Source organism: Sulfitobacter sp. DSM 110093, assembly GCF_022788715.1.
Taxonomy (GTDB): domain Bacteria; phylum Pseudomonadota; class Alphaproteobacteria; order Rhodobacterales; family Rhodobacteraceae; genus Sulfitobacter.
Map to the genome: position 1 here is coordinate 1 of NZ_CP085168.1, position 18,892 is coordinate 18,892.

Consider the following 18,892-nt stretch of genomic DNA (forward strand, 5'->3'; position numbering starts at 1 on the left):
ATGAATACGAGCGGATCCGCGTCTCTGGGCAGACATGCCGGGCTTATCTCAAGCCAGCTTATACAGCATCGACAACGCTTACTTGAGCCGAATAAAGAAAAGGTCTTGCGGCCTTTTTCGTTCAAAGAGGCTTGCCATTACATCGGCGTAAACGAAAACTCGTTGCGCCATACCCTACGCACCAACCCAGATCTGCCTCAAGGATCGTTGCTTCGGGGCACGCGTCGTCATTTCGAAGCATCCGAAATCAATGCGATCAGAGATTTCTTGATCGAGAATGATCGGCTCGAAAGTAAAAATATTACGCGCAGGCAGAATGGTGAGCGCTCTCAGGTAGTTAGCATCGTTAATCTGAAAGGCGGGGCGGGCAAGACGTCCACAGCCGCAAGCGTTGCATGTGCATTGGCGTTGCGTGGCTATAGGGTCGCGGTCATTGATCTCGACGCTCAAGCCAGCACGACTCAATTTTGCGGTATCATCCCAGAGCGCGAGCCGGATATGCTCACGCTCTATGACGCGATCCGCTACCCGGATGCTTCTGATCCTGAAGAAACTCAACGCGTTGATATCCGCGAAGTGATCCGGCAAACGCATATTCCCAATCTCAGCCTTATTCCCTCCAATATGCATATCATGGAGTTCGAGCATGAGACTGCGGTGAATGATCAGAAGAAATTCCCGTTTTTCGTTCGCGTTGAAGAGGCGCTTGAGCCCATCCGCGATGACTTTGACGTCTTCTTGGTCGATTGCCCACCACAAATGAGCTTTGCCGTAATTTCATCTCTTTTCGCTAGCTCTGGGCTTCTTGTCCCCGTCACGGCCTCCTTCATCGATGTGATGAGCCTGGGTACATTCCTCGGCATGGCAGGTGAGATGATGTCGGTTTTGGAGGGACGCCAGGGCGCTCGGCCCTACGACTGGATCAAATACCTGATCACAAGATACAACCCGACAGACCAGCCGCAAATTCAGGTCGCAAGCTATTTAAGATCGATCCTCGAAGATGCAGTTATGGCCAGCGAGTTCTATTTGTCGGCCGCAATCGCGGATGCGGCGAATAGCGCAGAAACAATCGCGGAAGTAGATCCGTCGAGCTTCAATCGTCAAACCTATCAGCGTGCTTGGGAATCAGTTACACGGGTCGTCACAGAATTCGAAGGTCTTATCCATCAATCTTGGGGAAGAGACACCAATGGCGCGTAAAGGAATTTTCTCAGCAAGTCTTGAGCGAACCCTGTCCGGTGGTGACGAGCCTCAGGAAGCCCCCTCCCCTGCCGTGTCCCCTGTGTCCGCAGCGCCTGCGTCTGGCAGCCCAACGGTTCGACGCTTCCGCGAAACATATGATGATCTGCGGAACCAGACGATCCAGGACATCGACATTGACCTCATCGGTCAAAGTAAGTTTCGGGATCGCTTCGATGTCTCTGCAGAGATTGATACGCTCGTCGCATCCATTCGCGAGTCAGGCCAACAAGTCCCAGTGCTGCTTCGGGCCGCACCGGCTGGCTCAGGCTACGAATATGAGCCGGTCTATGGTCGGCGTCGGATCGCGGCTTGTCGTATCATCGGCATTCCGGTCAAAGCCTATATTGGCGAGCTGGACGATGACGCGTTGGTGGTGGCCCAAGGCCTCGAGAACGCTGAACGCCTCGAGAATAGCTACATCGAGAAATCCGCCTTCATTACTCAGTTGCTTGATAGCGGCATGAAAGCTGCGGTGATTGAACGGGCCCTTAACATCCCGACAGGCGACGTAAGCCGGATGGCAAAGGTCATTAGGGAAATCCCGAGTGAGCTTATTGATGCAATTGGTTCTGCGCACGGCATCGGTCGGAGGCAATGGGGTGAACTGGCAAAGATCACAGCAGTTGTGGAAACCCGCCGGATCAAAAAAGCGGTAGAAGCACTGCCCAACGAGCTCGATAGCCCTGGCCGTTTCACCACGGTCCTTCAGCGTTTGAAAGGGGGCTCTGAGCAGCGGTCAAGCAAGCCTAAGAAGCTCTCGGTTGCAAAGGGTCAGGTTGAGATGAGCCCCAGCACCAAGGGCATCAGCATCAAGGTAAAGGATAAGTCCGACGCGGCCTTCATCGAATGGCTTCAGGACGAAACCGAAAATCTATACTGGCAATGGAAATCTGCGAATGAATAACGTAAGTCATTGTTATAACGGGATTATTTGGCGATGTTAGTAAAAATCTGTACCGCGGTACAGATTTTGCCCACACTCCAAGTAAAGCGCCACTAAGAGCGCATTGTACGAACCAAATATGAGCAACATTAGCATAAGAAAGGAGGCAGACGCAGCGCAAAAAGAAACCCCACGAAACCGAAGTCTCGAAGGGTCCCAAGAGTTTTAAGCACCTCATGGATACCTTGCTGAAGAATCGATTGCAACACCGTTTTCGGTGAATGGTCTCTCTTTGCCGTCTGAAAGCTATGAAACAGGCAAAAATCACGGCATCTCATGTCGGGGATCGGAGGAGCTATGCCCCTACCCTTCCCGAACGCATGCAACCAGTCACGCGCCGCGATCTCATGACCGCAGTTAAAAGCAGCAGCCCGAGCTATGGTCTGACCCCAAGCTCGATCCTTGTTTTGGAAACGCTCTTGAGCTTTCTGCCATGCCGGGACCGCAGTAAAGGCATGGAGACGCCTCTTAGTTCTGACGCGCTCTTGGTGGTTTACCCATCGAACAAAACCATCTGCGAGCGCGCCAACCGCATGGGTGATCGGGTGCTTCGGCGCCACATCGCCAAGCTCTGCGAGATCGGTTTCATCACACGCAAGGACAGCGCCACCGGAAAGCGCTTCCCGCTTCGGGTTGGCGGGGTTGTTCGTGATGCCTTCGGCTTCGATCTCTCCCCCCTCCTGCACCTTTACCCGGAACTGGTGGCAGAGGCCGCGCGCCTCGATCTTGAGGCTGAAGAGCTTCGCTCGATGCGCTCTGAGGCGCTGGCAATCCGCGCTGATCTTCTGCGCGCTCCTGAGCAGCTGGCCGCGGTACAGATCGAATACCTTACTCAGGTGAAAACGATCCTGCGCCGCTCTTCTTTAAAGACCGGCGAGGTCGCGGCTCTTATGCAGGAGATGCGCGCTTTGAAGCCGGCCGACCAAGCGGCTCGCCCTGCACCTGAAGCCCACAACGAAATTTCTCGTGTCCTAAACGGGGGCCCCTGCCCTTCCCCGGCCGCCGCTGACCAGATGTGTCGCGCAGAGAACAAAGAGAGCGAACGGCAAAAAGCTGACCCCGGTACACAACCCGTCAGTGATGAGTCAACCATCAAACTCAACGCGACCCAACCAATCGTTCTGCCCCGCCGGAAACTGAAGGTTCGCCGCGAAGCACACCCCCAAAGCGATATTGCGGATACGCGACCAGAGTCCGGCAGGAACGGTCAAAATGTCCGCCAAGTAGAGTCTATAAAACTAGATCCTAATAAGAAGGCGCCCGATGAGTATTCGCGACTTACAGAAGCATGGGAGCATTGTCCAAATATCGCCAGCCTCTACCCGGATGCTGTACAATCACCCTCTCGCTTGCGGGAAGCGGTTTTTCTTTTTGGATCATTTTTGAGTTTGAAAGGTGAAGCCATGGCTAAAGGTGTCGCCTCAATCGGATGGCCGAACATGCTCAGAGCTTTGGAGTATCTTGCTGAGAATGCGATGCGCATCAAATCACCAGCAGCCTATTTCACCTCGATGATTGAAGGGTTCATAGCAGGAAAACCTGTCGCCGGTATGCGATGATCTGTTGCGGGTTCCTCCACACCCCGCACGAAATCTGTACCGCGGTACAGATTTTTGATTTGGGCTTAGCTTCTGCTCCAGCAGCCAGAGTTCAAGCCGATACTCTGAGGACCATCGGCGCAGCCCTGTCCGGGTGAACAAGGCTGCTGACGATATCCAAAAAGACATTCCGCGAAATTTCTGTACCGCGGTACATGAGCCTCAGAAAGAAGGTTCGCACTCCAAACCTACTTTATCATCGACCGCCGTTTCATAGGCCTCAGATGCAGCCGGAGATTCGGCTTCAATCTGACGGATAACCAGAGGCACCGGTTTGCCGGTATGAAGGTTACCATCTGCTTCCACCGTAATGCGCCCGTCAGGCTGCCACGAATGTAGTGCTCCCCGTGCCGAAATGAATTTGCTTGCCTGAACTGTGACATCAGACATATTGGATCCCTCCCTGTTGATCTGACTTTAGGATACGTAACACCCGTGAAAATCCTCAGCGGGTCTTTTTGTGATTGGCCCTCTTATTTCCCTCAGCAATTGCGAGCCATGCGGAAACCGGCCTGTCGCGCGGCGGCCTCAGTTTCAAAAGGCTGCCGGTTGTTGACCCCGGTCTTCGAGTAACCGGGGCAATGCGGCAGGTGGTAGATCTTCGAATTTTTGTTGCCGATCACTGGCGCTTGCTCTCCTTCAGGCCGATGGTCTTCGCCGCTTAGGAATGCGGCGCGATCGAACTTACTGGGGTCAGTAGCCGGAAAGTTCACTGGCTCCGCATCCGGGCTCAGCCAAACCGGGATATGATCCGAGACGCTATCGCGCGCCTCAGCATGGGTGATGCCCAGAACCTTGTGTGGAAACTCCAATCTACCGCTGGCATGGATGGGCAGGCTCACGCCAGGCGGCGCCCTGATGTCATCGTAGAGGTTTGCGAAGCGGCCGTCCTTGGTGCTCAGCGTAGTGCCTCCACCCGTGATCAACTGCGCGGCGGTCTGACCGACGGGGCCCCAGGCCGGGTTTGTCGGAGGCAGGTTGAAGTTTCCCGTCAAGAATGACGGTGAGCCCTCAAAGCTGTCATTGAGCCAGTCGAGATATGAGCGCAGCGCATGCGCTTCCTTTTCCCGCTCCGCAACGGATTTGCCGTAGATGGGATGTACCGTGGCCATTACGAATTGAAACCCATCGTTGGTTTCAAAGCGGGCTGAGAAGGGCTCTCGCGCAAAGACATCGCGATTATCCACATAGACCACAGCGCCATCGACCCAGGTGATTTTATCGCTGCAGTAATGGAAGGCCTCGAACCCTTTGTAGGATCAGCTGAGCCGCGCCTTCTTCACTCATGACTTTCTGAACTGCGATCAAGTCAAATCGGCTCGCGGCCTTTGCGACCGCGGTCAAATCCTGTCCGTCATCTCATCCGAGATGTTCGATATTCCAACTTGCAATAAAGGCATCCGCATAGACCGGTGAGGGAAGCTAAAATACAAAGATGAGTCACAGAAATTTTTACATGGTAGTATCCGCCGTTATTTTTCCGCAGACGCGAGGCGACCCCATCCGATCGTCTTCAGGGCAGGGGGCGCATAAATGAGATAGCGACGGGAGAAGAGGTTACATGACGGCAGTTCTTTGCCCAAGATCGGCCTCCATTGACCGAAACTTAGCATTGGCATATATTGCCAATAAAGGAGGCTCGACCCATGGTGACACGCAACGTTGTCCTGACCGAAACCCAAGACCATCTGGTTCAAGCACTGGTGGCGTCCGGGCGCTACCAGAATGCGAGTGAAGCCTTGCGCGCTGGCCTGAGGCTGCTTGAGCAGGAAGAGGCGCAGATCATGGGCGTCCGCCAAGTGCTTCTCGAAGGTCTCGCGCAGGCGAAGGCGAGTGAACTTGCTGAGGGCAGCGGCAAAGACGCGATCCGTAGGGCCTTTGCGACCGCGTGCGCCCGTTCATGAGCCGACCCTTTCGGCTGACCCGTCGGGCGGAAGCCAGCCTCACTGAAATGGCCAGAAGTACGATCGAAACTTTCGGCCGGCGCGAAGCGGAGCTTTACGAGGCCGGATTGCTCAACGGCTGTGAACGTATTCTGAATGGCCAAGCCCATAGTCGGAGCTGCGCTGTTCTTGTTGATGATGTCGAAGACCTACGGTTCATGAGGGCAGGGGAGCATTTCCTAGTCTTTCTGGATCGATCGGACGAGGTCATCATCGTGGGTACCTTCCAGTCCCCGAGCGATCTGCCTCGCCTTGTTGCCTCACTTTGAGCTTAGAAGTCCGAAGCCTGCTGATCCCCATCACAACCCGGTTGCCTTCGTCAGGTTCACTCTGAACCGATCGCGCCGGCGCTGATAGCGGCGGGTCATCTCGGCCGAAGCATGCCCGAGCTGCTTCTGGACATAGCGTTCATCAACCTCTGCCGAACTGGCGAGGCCGGCACGCAGCGAATGGCCTGCAAACAGTGCGAGCCGGTCTTTTTCGGGCAGGTCGGACCGAATTCCGGCGTCTAGGACCGTGCGCTTGATCAGCCGCACAACATGCTTGTCGTTCAGTCTTGTCTCCGTGGCACGCTTGCCATCCCGCGAGGTGCCGACAAAGACCGGACCGAAGTCGAACTTGGCGAAGTGCAGCCATTGTTCGAGCGCATGCACGGGGCAGGTTTGATCCTTGGACCCGCGGCCAATCTCGACCTCACGCCAGCCAGTCTTGGCATTGAGGGTGAGCAGGGCGCCCTTGTCGAAGATCTCAATCCAGCCCCCCGAGTCCGGCGTGTCATCCTTGTGAACGTCGAGGCTGATGATTTCCGATCGACGCAGACCGCCCGCATAGCCGATCAGCAGGATGGCTCGGTCTCGCAGACCGCGCAGGTCGTAGGGCAAGGTGGCCACCATCGCGAGAATGTCCTCGGCCAGGATCGCCTCCTTCTGCACCGGCGGACGGGCGTGTTTGCGTTTGATGCCAGCCAGTACGGAGGCAATATGGCGGTTCTTGCGATCGAGGTTGAAGCCGCGTTGCTTGTAGTTCCAGCTAAGGCCAGAAAGACGGCGCTCGATGGTCGAAACTGAGAGGGCAGGTGCCTTTCCCGTGGGTGCCGCCAAGTTGGCGAGGTAGAGGCCGATCATCTCGGGTGAAGGCGGCAAGGGCTCCGTTCCCTTCAATCTGCACCACCGGGCAAAGTGCGCCCAGTCTTTTGCATAGGCAGTCAGGGTGTTCTCAGAGGCCGCCTGCTTTGCATAGCCGCGTGCGGTTTCTACCAGCTGATCAAGGGTGCCTGAGCCAGCCACATGCGAGGGCAGGGTGATGCCATCACTTTTCTTTTGATCTCTTGCGTGACCCTGAGCATCTTCAGATGTAGTAAAGCGACCTGAGCTCAACTTCTCGTTCTCTGTGGCCATATCTCTCCTAAAAATTCACTAATATTGAAACTGTTTCTCAATATATCTGTACAGGTCCGATAATGTAAACTTATTGGACATAATTTTGACCAACAAGATGCGGCGGTTCATGCGCTATTATCTGGAAATAAGCGCCGCGCAGGTTTAGTCTGTCTGGATGAACCCGACCGCTAAACTCATTATAGGCGATACCATGAGCCTACAGCTTCTGCCCCGTTGGATCACTCAGCAAAGAGATGAAGACCCTGAAACTGTTGCTTTGTTATCTGGCGCGGCGCTGGCTACGCTAGATGCGGTGTTACGCGACCCAAACGGTACATTGCCCTGTGCCCTATTGCGGGATCGAATGGCTCTGGATTCTGCTGTGGCTTGCCTAAAGCTCGAGGGTCGCAATGAATCCGGGTCCGATATCCGTGACGCGGTGTGTTTAGCGCGGGCAGGAGATCGGCTGGGACCTGCGGGCGAGATGTTTATGGAGTGGCGTAAGCTGGCGCGGATCAACTTGGGTGTCAGTGGATGGAAGGGGCGGGTGGAGAATGCGCTACCAACAGCGCTGGCTCATGAGGCCGTGTCCATTCTTGGAACTCCATCGGGAACACCGGTGGGACAAGCAAGCGACATCTTAGCAGAGCTGTTGCCCCGGTTCCCACGAGAAGAAGTGGGAGCATTGATGTTGGCGGATGTTGCTTTGGCCCGTGCGGTCGGTTGGGATCGGCCTGTACCATTATTGGGGGCGCATATGGCGCGCAGGGATATCCGCGCGATCGCGACTGGGGCGGGTGAACCCAAGCTTTTTGTACATCGTGCGATGGTTGCTGCTTGCGACAATGCCATCCGTTTGGCGGCGGACCTAGACCTGCGCGTTGCCAAGTTGCGGTCCGTTGCGCCAAAACTGCGGGCCAAAGGATCAGACGCTGCGCTGGCTTTGTTCCTGAGCCACGATGCGGTGTCACCGTCAGGCATGCTAAGCCCGATGATCCAGGGCACATTGATGCCGATGACGGATCGCGCGGCGCGCCGTCTGTGTGACCGTTTGGCGGAACTGGGCGTCGTGCGGGAACTGACTGGCAGGCCGACGTTCCGACTGTACGGGGTGTAAGCATGGCCAAGGAACTCTCAGTGTTAGACACTGAATTAGACGACCTGCCCCCGGAATTGCGCTGGCGTGAATGGATGGGCCGGATTGAAGCGGTGATTTTTGCGAGCGCTTCGCCAGTGTCGCGCGGGGACTTGGCGCGCGTTGTGGGGCAGGGGGCCTCGGTTGACCTGTTGATTGAGGATATTCAGACCGATTTAAACGATCGCCCCTATGAGTTAGTCGCCGTAGCAGACGGCTGGTTGATGCGAACGCGGACGCGATTTGCTGATGCCATTCGCGCGGCGGCCGATGTGGGCGACCAGCATCTGAATTTGGACGAATTTGAAGTCGCTGTGCTCGCATCGATTGCCTATCACCAGCCGCTGACGCGGGATGGGTTGAAGGATATTTTTGGCAAAGACATCAGCCGTGATTTGATCGGAAGGTTAAGGGCGCAGGAGTTGATCGCCATGGGTCCGCGTAGTCCGAGGGCGGGGGCACCCTATACCTATGTGACGACGCAGAAGTTCTTGATGGCGTTTGGGATGGAAAGTCTCCGTGATTTACCCGACCGCGGCGAGCTAGAGGATGCTGGCTTGGCAACTTGACACACAGAAGCCTATGAGTGTGCAACTGGTGGGGATTCTAATGAGCAAATGGTGGACGTTCTAATAGACAAATGGTGGGGTCTCTAATAAGCAACCAGTGGTAAGAAACCAGACCTCTCATACGAGGGGCGTTCTGCAAAGCTCGAAAGGGAAGCGCCGGTCGATGAGTGATACAGAAGACTATCTGCCAAGACACCTCATTCCAGAGCTTGAAGACGCGATCGCATCAGCGCGTGTAGTTAACCTCATCGGCCCGAGGCAGGTTGGTAAGACGACACTTGTAAGAGACTTGTTTGGCAATGGCCGTTTTGTCACTTTGGATGACGCTGCAGTCTTAGCCGCCATTGAAGCTGACCCAGAAGGGCAGCTCACCAGTCTAATGGAAGACCTGGACCACGCACCGCTTATCATCGATGAGGCTCAGCGGTCTAAAAAGCTGGCTCTGGCAATTAAGAGGGTGGTCGATACCAATCGGCGCAAAGGGCAATTTGTACTTACCGGATCCTCCAATGTATTTACGACCACTGATGTCGCTGACTCTCTCGCAGGCAGGATGCGCACACTCAAGCTCTGGCCCTTGTCAGTTGCGGAAATCAAAAGAGCACCGGTCAGCCGCCTAATGGATTGGGCGATGCAAAAAGACCCGAAGCTGGGACAAGTGGCCGATCCAGAGCCAATCACCCGAAGTGATTACATTGATTTCATTCTGGAAGGTGGGTTTCCCGAAACCAGAACGTTGCCAATCAGATCCCGCCAGCGGCAGTATAGGGACTATATCGACGCAGTTGTTGAGCGCGATGTGGCAGATATCACGCCGGTTCGAAAACCAGATGCGCTGCGTATCCTGATAGACCAGATGGCGACACGGTCGGCTCAAGAAATCAAGGCTTCCGAACTTGCCAAACTGACCAAGCTGCAACGCGTTACGGTCGAGCAATATCTGGACATCCTGATACGACTATCGATGCTCACCAAACTGGGTGCCTGGACATCGGGTGAGGGTAAGCGGGAAATTAAGAACCCAAAATATCACTTCGCAGATTCAGGCATCGCTTGCGCCTTGCGTCGCTTCACTGAAGATACCTTTACCATCGACAACAATCCGCAAGCCCTCGGCGGTCTACTGGAGAGCTTTGTTTTGAACGAACTGCTCAGAGCCGTCCCAATGCAGGATGCTGACTATCGGCTCTATCACTGGCGCAGTGCGGACCAGCGGGAGATTGACATCCTGATCGACGGCGGCAGCCACCTGGTCTGTGTCGAGGTCAAGGCCTCTGCATCGGTCAGCGGTGATGACTTCAAACATCTCAAATGGTTCTCAAAAGACGGGCCTGGAGGCAGCAGGATATGTACTGGGATCGTGCTTTACTTGGGTAAAGAAAAACTCACCTTTGGCGATAGGAATTTTGCTCTCCCGGTGAGCGCCCTTTGGAGCAATATCAATGCCTAGGTGGCTTTGTCATGTTATTGACGCGCCCCATCTGCATTGGTCGACTTCATGCACGTGAGCTGATTGGGTCGGGGCCGCGCTTACCAAGACGCGGCGCCACGTTGACCTATGTGACTACTGAGCAGTTCCTGATCGCGTTTGACCTGGAATCGTTACGCGATCTGCCGGATAGGGAACAGCTGGAAGACGCGGGCTTCACTGCGGAGAGCGAAAAGGCTGGCATATAGGCGTTCTCTAAAAATAAGTTGCTTTGCAAAAGTGTTTGGATATAACAATCTCAGGATGTTGAATGGCGCCTCATTCTACCTCGGCGTGAACTTCCATTGTTGATTGTCACCGAGGGCATTGTCAGGTTGTTGATGTTGCTTCGGTTCACGCATAGCGCTTGCGGATGATCAGCCAAGTTTCATAACTCCGCTTGAAGGGATTCCGGTTTCCTCGGTCCATCATCTCCTATGCTGTGTGGGCGTACCATCGCTTTGCCCTGAGCTTGCGCGGTGTCGAAGATCTTCTGGCCGAACGAGGTGTGATCGTCTCGTATGAAAGCATCCGGGTTTGGTGCCAACGGTTTGGACCGCAGATCGCGGCCAAGATCCGTCGCGACCGCCCAGCTCCGTCCGACAAATGGCACTTGGACGAAGTGGCCATCTCAATCCGCGGGCGGAAACACTGGCTTTGGCGGGCGGTCGACGCGAACGAAGACGTATTGGATATCTTGGTGCAAAGCCGCAGAAATGCTCAGGCTGCCAAGCGGTTCCTGAAAAAGCTGATGAAGCGATGGGGCGTGCCACGCGTGCTCGTAACTGACAAGCTACGCAGTTATGGCGTGGCCGTCCGGAACCTTTGTTCGGGGGTCGATCACCGCTCGCACAAGGGGTTGAATATCCGGTCCGAGGCGTCGCACCGACATACGCGACGACGACAGAAAATCATGGGGCGATTCAAAACCCCGCGCCAAGTTCAGCGGCTTCTATCCGTCCATGATCAAACCGCCACCATCTTCCGACCGCACCGCCAGCACCTTTCCGCAGCATCTTATCGCCACGCCCGGGCCGATGCATTCAGCCTGTGGAACAACTATGCGGCGGAAATGGCAGTCTGAACCAGACGCGGATATTGATCACGTCCGGGCATTACAACCTGACAATGCCCTTACAACATCAAAACTCAGAGAACCTTGATAGCACTTTCCAGATGATTGGTAGTAACAATGCGGTCGCCAACGCGTTCAAGCCCATTGCGAGACCTGCGAATGCCCCAGCAGTTTCATTCACTTGAAGAGCGCGTGCGGTTCCAATGCCGTGGCTCGCGGTACCGATCGCCAAACCACGTGCCCGCCAGTCATCCACGCCTACCATATTGAGGACGGCAGAGCCGACCATCGCTCCCAAAATGCCCGTGACAATGACCAGAACTGCCGTCAGCGATGGTAATCCGCCAAGCTCCTCGGCGATCGCCATTGCGACGGGGGCGGTGACAGACTTTGGGGCGATAGAGGCCAGCACTTCGCTCGACCCTCCCATCGCCCATGTCACCGCGATCGCGGACAGGATCGCAGTAAATGACCCAAAGACGAGGCTCACCGCAATGGCCAAGGCAGATCGGCGCACATGGTGCCACTGACGATAAAGGGGCACAGCCAGAGCGACGGTGGCCGGGCCAAGAAGGAAATGAACAAACTGTGCGCCTTCGAAATAGGTTCCGTAATCGGTTCCTGTCATCATCAGGACGCCGACGACCAAAAGGACTGCAACAAGAACCGGGTTCAACAGAGGGTTCTGTCCGGTTTTCTCAAACACCCAGCTGGCCGCCTGAAACGCGACAAGCGTCAGGGTCAAATGGTACAATGGTGTCGCGCTTAAATAGACCCAGACCTCTTGCAGGTTATCCATCAGAAGCCTTCATCCCGAGCCGGTACATGAGCAGGCCTGTCACGCCTATTGTCCCTAGTGTGCTGACGATCAGGGCAACCCCGAGTGGCAAGAGAGCTTCGCCTAGCAATTGAAAATGCAAGATCACACCAGTGCCCGCAGGCACGAACAACAGGGACATTGAGCGCAAAAGCCCATTTGTCGTATGCTCCAATTGCGCGGGCACTTCACCGCGGATCAATAGAATGATGAAGAGAAACAGCATGCCAAGCACAGGCCCTGGAACAGACAGTTCCAAGGCCCCGACGGCCAGCTCTCCGGCAAGCTGACACAGGAGTATCAAGGTTAGGAAAGGCAACATCTGGTTCCTCCGGGCTTGCCAGCATAAACACTGGTCATCTTTTCCCAAAGGCTCAACTTGGGAGCTGATATCTCGGACCAAAGAACCTTGTCCGTTCGTGTGTCATAAGGGATCACTTTGGCCCCCCTTTCGACTTCGGGAATGGCGGGTGGGAGTTGGACACTCCGATGGCAATCATTCATGCCCGTCTCTGCAAGGTGATATCGTAGCTGTAATGCTGTGCTGGTAGAATACTCAACGTAATAATCAGGCCGACGCCATCCTTATCGAGGTAATTTCTGCGAAGCTCCAAAGCATGATCTCCGATCTCTACCTGTAGAATGTCGGCCAATTCGCGGGGAACCGGTCTCGCGCCGATTGACTGTTGGATTTCGTGGATAACGACGTCGTGGCGGGCTTCAAGGAGGGAGTAAACCAATCCTGAGTAGGTCGGTATTTCCTCAACGATGCCTGCATATTCCTGACTAAGATAAACATCGGTCCAGCCGACCGGGGCTGACAACGTATCTATGTGCCGGGTCTGGCTAATCCGGATCCAATGTCGCCCTGGCCGATCCTGTAACTTCTGAGCAAGGTCTTCATCTGCGACAATAGCAGCAGTTTTATGCACCTTGCGCCACGATGGGCCCGCAAACTGCATCAGGTCTCCTGCTGCAGACATTGAATGGACATAGGTTTGCGTCGGTTCTGTTGATAGAATGCGGGTTGCGGCGCCCTGCTTCCGTTCGATCAGACCCAGCTTCTCTAATTCCGCCATCGCATTACGGATCGTCGATCTGCTCGTATCAAATCGTTCACAGAGCACGGTTTCACTGGGCATCGCGTCACCAGTTTTGAGGACGCCTGCCTTCAGATCCGCCATGATTCGGGCGGCTACATCGCGATAACGTTTCTTCATATATCTTATCTTTCAGAGGCTTATGCGAATCTTCATAAAGGCGGATTGACCTGGCACCTATCTTGCACCAACCTATCCGAACATGTCAACTTGTTCGTACAAGTTGCGCGGGGAGGGGAAGAGATGAACGACACTGTACATGACGATGTGGCTCAACTGGACGCCGAGGGGTTGGATCGCAAACTGTCCCCAATGATAGCCATTACGCTGACCCTGATTTCGGCGCTATACGCCGTGTTCCATCTCGCCGTATTAAATTTTTGGTCCATTGATGAATGGGTCTATCGGGTAACTCACGTAAACATTGGCGCCATTCTGGCCTTTGTGGGCCTTAAGGCATGGAGGGGAGAGCGAGCTCATCTCGTCTGGGTTGTGGACATATTGTTGGTGCTGGGTGCCATCGGGTGCAGTGTCTATGTCGCGGTAAATCTCGAAATGCTGATCATGCGCACCGGTGTCGTCACCACGGGCGCGGATCTTGTCTGCGGTGCGGTGGGAACATTGATCGTGCTGGAATTTGCACGTCGAGTGTCCGGCATCGTCCTACCTATTATTGCATTGGTGTTTATTTCCTACGTATTCATCGGCCAATGGCTCCCTGGAGTGCTCGAGCATTCCGGGTTCCGCGCAGACAACTTTGCATCCTATCTGTACAGCCAAGAAGCGATATTTGGCATGACCGTCGCGGCGTCGTCCCGCTACATCATCCTGTTTGTGGCCTTTGCCGTCTTTCTCCAGGCCTCTGGTGCAGGCGAGTATTTCATGCGTCTTGCAATGGCGCTGTTTGGCGGAACACGCGGAGGGCCGGGTAAGGTTTCGGTATTTTCAGGTTTACTGTTCGGAACAGTCTCGGGTTCAGCAGTGGCCAACGTAGTCGCTTCGGGTACTTTCACCATTCCTATGATGCGGCGTATTGGATACCCGCGCGAAAGCGCCGGCGGGATTGAGGCCGCTTCGTCGTCGGGCGGGCAGCTGGCACCGCCGGTGATGGGGGCAGGGGCGTTCATCATGGCCGAAATTACCGGAATTCCTTACTCCGACATTGTAGTGGCCGCCGTGTTGCCGTGTCTGCTGTTCTATATTGCAATCTTCCTGACTGTCGATCTGCAAGCAAAGCATCTAGGCCTTCATGGGGTTCCGCGCAGCGAACTGCCGAAAATTGGTGAGCTTTGCCGCGATGCTTTCTTACTCTTGCCGCTCGTAGTTCTGCTGTATCTACTCCTGTCAGGGTACTCCATCATCGCGGCTGGGACATGGGGTCTGGCATCGACGCTACTGGTTTCGATGTGCCGCGAAATCGGGTTTCGGTCTTACGTGCTCGCAGTTCCGCTTGTTTTGTTTGTGGCTTTGCCGCTGTCGGGAATGCCGGTTAATTATGCGGGAGCTTTGGCAACAGTCGTCAGTTTCATTCTGATGGCCGCGCTGGCATTAGTGCAGAAGCGAGGCTCGCAGCTCCCTGAAGTGGTGCGAAACCTGGCGCAGCTTACTTATGTCGGGCTTGCGGATTCATCGCGCAAATCTTTGCAGCTTATTAGCGTCATGGCCTGTGCGGGTATCGTCGTTGGAGTTCTTGGCCTTACGGGGCTTGGGGGGAGGTTTTCCTCGGTGCTACTTACGGCAGCCGGTGAAAGTCAAATCCTCGCCTTTATCCTGGCGATGCTTATCTCGATTGTGCTGGGGATGGGCATGCCGACCACAGCCGCCTACGCGATTGCCGCAGCTGTTGTCGCGCCTGCGCTTCAACAGATGGGCGTTTCGGCCCTGGCTGCGCATATGTTCGTCTTCTACTGCGCCGTTATTTCGGCAATCACACCGCCAGTTGCCATCGCTGCCTTTGCAGGGGCCGCAATTGCGGGGGGTAAACCCTGGCCGACGTCGATCCGTGCAATGCGCTATGGCATTGCGGCATTTTTCCTGCCGTTCATGTTCTACACCAGCCCTGAAATATTGCTCGAAGGCACTTGGAGCGAAACACTCCACATCTTCGGAACGGCCTTGATCGCTGTTTATTTCATTGCCGTTTCAGGCGAGGGCGAGTTGTTCGGACCGGTTGGGCCTCTGGTTCGAGCGCTTTCGGCCATCGCGGCACTCTTGCTTCTGTGGTCTAGCCTGCCAACAGACGTTCTTGGGCTAGCCATTGCCGCAGGGCTGATCCTGTGGGCACGCACCTCGGGGCTCCGCGCCTCACAACGCACCGCATCTCGTTAAACCGGAGACAAAAGAGGAGGAACTCCATGACTATCTTTACAAAAACCATCTTGGCCGCGACGGCTGTGGTCGGTCTTGCCTTGCCCGCCGTAGCGCAAGACACGCCGTCATCCATGACAATTTCAACAGCCTCACCAGGAGGTGTCTATGCCGTCTATGGGGAAGGCATCGCGCAGCTTGTTTCGGACGTGGTGGGTATCACGACATCAACACGTCAAACCCAAGGACCAGCACAGAACCTTGTTTTGCTTCAAGCAGGTCAAACAGAACTAGCCATGACAACATCCGGCCCGGCGTTCGAAGCTATGAACGGCGAACTGGAACTCGCACCAGGTCAGAAATACGGTGAGATGCGTGCCCTGTTCGCGATGTACCCGACGCCGTTTCAGATGATTGCGCTGGCAGAAAGCGGTATTACATCGCTTGATGGTCTTGCCGGCAAGCGCGTAGGCTCAGGCCCCCGTGCGGGCACCGGCGGAACCTACTGGCCACGTTGGCTTGGGGCAATGTCTATCGATGCTGACTTGCAATACGGCGGTATTGGCGATCAAGCGAGCCAATTGGCTGACGGACGTCTGGACGCGATCGTGACAGCGGGCGGCATTCCGCACCCGGCATTGTCCGAACTTGAGAATACTCAGGATGTGACAATTTTCGGGATGAGCGACGAAACTTTGGCCGGAATCTTGGATAGTAACCCCTACGCTGTCGAATTCACGATCCCTCAAGGGACCTACGAAACCCCTGAAGGTGATCTGACCACAGCAGCGATGTGGAACTTTGTCGTAGCCGATGCGTCGATGTCGGAAGAACTGGCTTATGAGATCACCAAAGCCGTTCTTGAAAATAACGCGCGCATGGTCTCTACCCACTCGGCTGCCAAGAATACGCTGGCCGAAAACATTCTCAGCAACACGTTCATTCCGCTGCACCCTGGGGCCGCACGCTACTATGCCCAAATCGGTGTTGATATTCCGGCTGCAATCGCACCAGTTGGGGAATAAATCAGGATGAGTTTGGCATCGACAGCCCCTGGTCTTATTTCCCGAACGACTGGCTACTTGCGGGCTTCCGGCTTTTTCGATGAAGGCGGAACCGTCGATGCCTATCTTGCCTTTGAGGCCGCCCTTGCCGAAGTTGAGGGCGACCTCGGCGTCATCCCCGAAGAGGCTGTTGCGCCTATCGTTTCGGTATGTCGCCGTGATCTAATCGACATGGATGCCCTGAGAAACGGTGCAGTAGCAGTGGGGTATCCCATCGTGCCATTGGTTTCGATGTTGGCAGAGCTGGCGGGAGAACACGGGCAGTGGGTCCATTACGGAACCACAACGCAAGACGTTATGGATACAGCGCAAGTTCTTCAGATCCGTGGAGCTCTAACCGGTATCTTCTCAGACATGCAGGACGTCGAAGGATTTCTGGCAGCACTTTGCCAAGACCACAAAGATACGGCGATGGCCGGTCGATCTAAACTGCAGCACGGAGTGCCTATTTCTTTCGGGTACAAATCAGCAGTTTGGCTTGATCAGATTCAACGAACACGGGAAGGCGTGCAGCGCGCATTGGACGACGCATCTATGCTGCAATTCGGCGGTGCCATCGGTACGCTTGCGTCATTGCAAGGCGCGGGGTTGAGCGTCCGGAGTGCACTTGCCAAGCGACTTGACCTACATGAGCCGATAATTTCCTGGCACGTAAGCCGTGACCGGACCGCAATGCTGGCGACGGCGGTTGCTAGTTTATTGGGGGCGCTGGCAAAAATGGCCGTTGATATCGCATTGATGATGTCGACGGAAGTTCAGGAGCTCCAAGAACCTGCGGCTAAGGGGCGGGGCAGCTCGTCCACGATGCCTCAAAAGCGCAACCCGGTAATGTGTGAGGCCATCATTGAAGCGGCGCGTGAGGTCCAGCATGTGCCGAGCATCATTCTTGACGCAATGCTCCAAGAACATGAGCGCGGTATCGGCCATGGCTACCGCGAAAGAACGGCGATATGCAACGCGATCTGTCTTCTGTCTGGCGCCGTCACGCTTGCCAAAGACTTACTAACTGGGTTGAAAGTGGATACCGCACGAATGCAGAGAAACCTTGGCGCTACAAAAGGATTGATCCAGTCAGAAGCGGTTATGATCTATCTGTCAGAGAGATTTGGGCGGATTAAGGCACACGACATCCTTCATGAGGTGTCCCATCAGGTTATCCTAAAGAAAAGTGACCTTGAAACGGAGCTTGCAAGATTGGGTTTGGAAGTGCCTCCAGCTATTCTAGCCGAAGATGCCCAGATTGCGCATGCTTACGGGATGATCGATCAGGTTTTATGTAAGCGGCGGCTACCGGCCCTTTGACTTGCCCAAGATATGCTGCCGTACGGTACCTCAAACGGGACTGTTGCATTAATTTGCGAAGGCCATGAATGCGTAGGGAAGAGCCTTGGATTATGCGTCCGCGAACAGTTCGCTGATGAACTGGATCTCCCCTCGAACGCCCGGCTGCTTGTAGTGGATGTGACCTCGCTTGATCGTTCGGATGGTTTCGATGCCGCTCAGCGTCGTTTTGGCGGTTCGCAAGGAACGAAAGCTCTGGTGGTATCCGAGGAGCCGTTTGGTGGCCGCATGATCGCTTTCGATCAGGTTGTTGCGCCACTTTCGGTCGATGTGCCGGATGCTGTCAAAATGCGGGTCATATAGATGATTGATCTCGCGGATGACGCGCCGGTAGGTCGGGGCTTTGTCTGTGACAATGGTGACCGGCCGATGAAGTCTCACGCGCTCGATCGCCTTGTTGAGAAAGGCCTTTGCTGCTTTTGCATCCCGCCGGGCGGTGAGGCGGAAATCAACCATTTGACCGTTTGCATCAATGGCGCGCCAGAGATAGCGCCATTTGCCACCGACCCGAATGTAGGTTTCGTCAACGTGCCAATCGACGCTTGCGCGAAACAGATGCCTCTCAGTCCGCTTCGTTAGTTCAGGCGAGAACTTCTGGACCCAGCGGAAGACTGTTGATCGATCGAGCGCGATCCCGCGCTCTTCCAGGAGATCAACAACATCTTGGTAGGACAACGGATATCGCAGAGAATGATCTCCCGGGGAAAGCGATGGCGCTTGAACGGTGATTTTCGTGGCATGCTCGACCTCCAAATCATGATCGTCGCCAAGTGGCTTCGTTAATGCAACAGTCCCCCCGAAAAGGCATGGGTGGCGTAGAGCCGTCCTCGGCCTACAAGATCGGGGATGGCGATCTTGCAAAGCAGAACGCTCCGCCGTCCAGTTGATAGACTGCGGAGTTTTACCGT

At 55.2% G+C, this 18,892-nt stretch carries 19 protein-coding genes and 1 pseudogene; 13 read left to right on the forward strand and 7 right to left on the reverse strand.

Going from position 1 to position 18,892, the window contains the following annotated elements:
- The 3 genes from repA to DSM110093_RS16780 all read left to right on the forward strand — a co-directional run bounded on the left by repA (position 1) and on the right by DSM110093_RS16780 (position 3,747).
- Positions 1 to 1,203, forward strand: coding sequence for a plasmid partitioning protein RepA (gene repA, locus DSM110093_RS16770; RefSeq protein ID WP_243267862.1), 1,203 nt, complete (start codon positions 1 to 3; stop codon positions 1,201 to 1,203).
- Positions 1,193 to 2,149 (forward strand): plasmid partitioning protein RepB, encoded by a 957-nt coding sequence (gene repB, locus DSM110093_RS16775; RefSeq protein ID WP_243267863.1) that lies wholly within the window; start codon positions 1,193 to 1,195, stop codon positions 2,147 to 2,149. Before repA ends, repB begins: the two co-directional genes overlap by 11 nt.
- A gap of 287 nt (positions 2,150 to 2,436) precedes the next feature.
- Complete coding sequence (locus DSM110093_RS16780) at positions 2,437 to 3,747, forward strand: helix-turn-helix domain-containing protein (RefSeq protein ID WP_243267864.1); 1,311 nt, start codon at positions 2,437 to 2,439, stop codon at positions 3,745 to 3,747.
- Positions 3,748 to 3,948: 201 nt separating this feature from the next.
- Here the strand turns inward: DSM110093_RS16780 and DSM110093_RS16785 are convergent, their stop codons facing one another.
- Together DSM110093_RS16785 and DSM110093_RS16790 are read right to left on the reverse strand one after the other, a co-directional pair.
- Positions 3,949 to 4,176, reverse strand: a complete 228-nt coding sequence (locus DSM110093_RS16785) for a hypothetical protein (protein ID WP_243267865.1) — start codon at positions 4,174 to 4,176, stop codon at positions 3,949 to 3,951.
- A 92-nt stretch (positions 4,177 to 4,268) separates the two neighbouring features.
- Complete coding sequence (locus DSM110093_RS16790) at positions 4,269 to 4,973, reverse strand: hypothetical protein (RefSeq protein WP_243267866.1); 705 nt, start codon at positions 4,971 to 4,973, stop codon at positions 4,269 to 4,271.
- Between the two features lie 459 nt (positions 4,974 to 5,432).
- Between DSM110093_RS16790 and DSM110093_RS16795 the strand changes: the two genes are divergently transcribed.
- Together DSM110093_RS16795 and DSM110093_RS16800 are read left to right on the forward strand one after the other, a co-directional pair.
- A complete protein-coding gene (locus DSM110093_RS16795) occupies positions 5,433 to 5,690 on the forward strand; it encodes a type II toxin-antitoxin system ParD family antitoxin (RefSeq protein WP_243267867.1) in 258 nt (85 codons plus the stop codon).
- Complete coding sequence (locus DSM110093_RS16800) at positions 5,687 to 5,998, forward strand: type II toxin-antitoxin system RelE/ParE family toxin (protein WP_243267868.1); 312 nt, start codon at positions 5,687 to 5,689, stop codon at positions 5,996 to 5,998. Before DSM110093_RS16795 ends, DSM110093_RS16800 begins: the two co-directional genes overlap by 4 nt.
- Positions 5,999 to 6,028: 30 nt before the next feature.
- Here the strand turns inward: DSM110093_RS16800 and DSM110093_RS16805 are convergent, their stop codons facing one another.
- Positions 6,029 to 7,126, reverse strand: coding sequence for a tyrosine-type recombinase/integrase (locus tag DSM110093_RS16805; RefSeq protein WP_243267869.1), 1,098 nt, complete (start codon positions 7,124 to 7,126; stop codon positions 6,029 to 6,031).
- A gap of 193 nt (positions 7,127 to 7,319) precedes the next feature.
- On the opposite strand from DSM110093_RS16805, the gene DSM110093_RS16810 reads away from it, so the two are divergent.
- The 5 genes and pseudogenes from DSM110093_RS16810 (at position 7,320) to DSM110093_RS16830 (ending at position 11,364) form a co-directional block, all read left to right on the forward strand.
- A complete protein-coding gene (locus DSM110093_RS16810; RefSeq protein ID WP_243267871.1) occupies positions 7,320 to 8,225 on the forward strand; it encodes a DUF1403 family protein in 906 nt (301 codons plus the stop codon).
- A 2-nt stretch (positions 8,226 to 8,227) separates the two neighbouring features.
- Positions 8,228 to 8,812 carry an SMC-Scp complex subunit ScpB gene (locus DSM110093_RS16815; protein WP_243267872.1) on the forward strand — a complete coding sequence of 195 codons (585 nt, stop codon included), beginning with the start codon at positions 8,228 to 8,230 and terminating at the stop codon, positions 8,810 to 8,812.
- A 163-nt stretch (positions 8,813 to 8,975) separates the two neighbouring features.
- Positions 8,976 to 10,262: an ATP-binding protein gene (locus tag DSM110093_RS16820; RefSeq protein ID WP_243267873.1), complete on the forward strand. Its 1,287-nt coding sequence runs from the start codon at positions 8,976 to 8,978 to the stop codon at positions 10,260 to 10,262.
- A gap of 17 nt (positions 10,263 to 10,279) precedes the next feature.
- Positions 10,280 to 10,489, forward strand: a pseudogene (locus DSM110093_RS16825) (SMC-Scp complex subunit ScpB); the annotation flags it as partial.
- A 191-nt stretch (positions 10,490 to 10,680) separates the two neighbouring features.
- Complete coding sequence (locus DSM110093_RS16830; RefSeq protein ID WP_243267874.1) at positions 10,681 to 11,364, forward strand: IS6 family transposase; 684 nt, start codon at positions 10,681 to 10,683, stop codon at positions 11,362 to 11,364.
- Positions 11,365 to 11,422: 58 nt separating this feature from the next.
- On the opposite strand, the gene DSM110093_RS16835 is transcribed toward DSM110093_RS16830, so the two are convergent.
- From DSM110093_RS16835 to DSM110093_RS16845, 3 genes are all read right to left on the reverse strand, one after another.
- Positions 11,423 to 12,154, reverse strand: coding sequence for an LrgB family protein (locus DSM110093_RS16835; protein ID WP_243267875.1), 732 nt, complete (start codon positions 12,152 to 12,154; stop codon positions 11,423 to 11,425).
- Positions 12,147 to 12,494 carry a CidA/LrgA family protein gene (locus tag DSM110093_RS16840; protein ID WP_243267876.1) on the reverse strand — a complete coding sequence of 116 codons (348 nt, stop codon included), beginning with the start codon at positions 12,492 to 12,494 and terminating at the stop codon, positions 12,147 to 12,149. The genes DSM110093_RS16835 and DSM110093_RS16840 overlap by 8 nt, the downstream gene beginning before the upstream one ends.
- Positions 12,495 to 12,672: 178 nt before the next feature.
- Positions 12,673 to 13,392 carry a GntR family transcriptional regulator gene (locus DSM110093_RS16845; RefSeq protein ID WP_243267877.1) on the reverse strand — a complete coding sequence of 240 codons (720 nt, stop codon included), beginning with the start codon at positions 13,390 to 13,392 and terminating at the stop codon, positions 12,673 to 12,675.
- A gap of 123 nt (positions 13,393 to 13,515) precedes the next feature.
- Between DSM110093_RS16845 and DSM110093_RS16850 the strand changes: the two genes are divergently transcribed.
- The 3 genes from DSM110093_RS16850 to DSM110093_RS16860 are packed head-to-tail and all read left to right on the forward strand — an operon-like array spanning position 13,516 to position 17,945.
- Positions 13,516 to 15,600 (forward strand): TRAP transporter fused permease subunit, encoded by a 2,085-nt coding sequence (locus DSM110093_RS16850; protein WP_243267878.1) that lies wholly within the window; start codon positions 13,516 to 13,518, stop codon positions 15,598 to 15,600.
- 26 nt (positions 15,601 to 15,626) lie between these two features.
- A complete protein-coding gene (locus DSM110093_RS16855; protein ID WP_243267879.1) occupies positions 15,627 to 16,604 on the forward strand; it encodes a TAXI family TRAP transporter solute-binding subunit in 978 nt (325 codons plus the stop codon).
- A 12-nt stretch (positions 16,605 to 16,616) separates the two neighbouring features.
- A complete protein-coding gene (locus tag DSM110093_RS16860; protein ID WP_243267880.1) occupies positions 16,617 to 17,945 on the forward strand; it encodes an adenylosuccinate lyase family protein in 1,329 nt (442 codons plus the stop codon).
- A 90-nt stretch (positions 17,946 to 18,035) separates the two neighbouring features.
- Here the strand turns inward: DSM110093_RS16860 and DSM110093_RS16865 are convergent, their stop codons facing one another.
- Complete coding sequence (locus DSM110093_RS16865; protein WP_243267882.1) at positions 18,036 to 18,737, reverse strand: IS6 family transposase; 702 nt, start codon at positions 18,735 to 18,737, stop codon at positions 18,036 to 18,038.
- Positions 18,738 to 18,892: the final 155 nt, after the last annotated feature.

Bases quoted from the DNA above. Each gene is read 5' to 3' on its own strand.
- repA (WP_243267862.1), top strand. From the start codon at position 1: ATGAATACGAGCGGATCCGCGTCTCTGGGCAGACATGCCGGGCTTATC.
- repB (WP_243267863.1), top strand. From the start codon at position 1,193: ATGGCGCGTAAAGGAATTTTCTCAGCAAGTCTTGAGCGAACCCTGTCC.
- DSM110093_RS16780 (WP_243267864.1), top strand. From the start codon at position 2,437: ATGAAACAGGCAAAAATCACGGCATCTCATGTCGGGGATCGGAGGAGC.
- DSM110093_RS16785 (WP_243267865.1), bottom strand. From the start codon at position 4,176: ATGTCTGATGTCACAGTTCAGGCAAGCAAATTCATTTCGGCACGGGGA.
- DSM110093_RS16795 (WP_243267867.1), top strand. From the start codon at position 5,433: ATGGTGACACGCAACGTTGTCCTGACCGAAACCCAAGACCATCTGGTT.
- DSM110093_RS16800 (WP_243267868.1), top strand. From the start codon at position 5,687: ATGAGCCGACCCTTTCGGCTGACCCGTCGGGCGGAAGCCAGCCTCACT.
- DSM110093_RS16805 (WP_243267869.1), bottom strand. From the start codon at position 7,126: ATGGCCACAGAGAACGAGAAGTTGAGCTCAGGTCGCTTTACTACATCT.
- DSM110093_RS16810 (WP_243267871.1), top strand. From the start codon at position 7,320: ATGAGCCTACAGCTTCTGCCCCGTTGGATCACTCAGCAAAGAGATGAA.
- DSM110093_RS16815 (WP_243267872.1), top strand. From the start codon at position 8,228: ATGGCCAAGGAACTCTCAGTGTTAGACACTGAATTAGACGACCTGCCC.
- DSM110093_RS16820 (WP_243267873.1), top strand. From the start codon at position 8,976: ATGAGTGATACAGAAGACTATCTGCCAAGACACCTCATTCCAGAGCTT.
- DSM110093_RS16835 (WP_243267875.1), bottom strand. From the start codon at position 12,154: ATGGATAACCTGCAAGAGGTCTGGGTCTATTTAAGCGCGACACCATTG.
- DSM110093_RS16840 (WP_243267876.1), bottom strand. From the start codon at position 12,494: ATGTTGCCTTTCCTAACCTTGATACTCCTGTGTCAGCTTGCCGGAGAG.
- DSM110093_RS16845 (WP_243267877.1), bottom strand. From the start codon at position 13,392: ATGAAGAAACGTTATCGCGATGTAGCCGCCCGAATCATGGCGGATCTG.
- DSM110093_RS16850 (WP_243267878.1), top strand. From the start codon at position 13,516: ATGAACGACACTGTACATGACGATGTGGCTCAACTGGACGCCGAGGGG.
- DSM110093_RS16855 (WP_243267879.1), top strand. From the start codon at position 15,627: ATGACTATCTTTACAAAAACCATCTTGGCCGCGACGGCTGTGGTCGGT.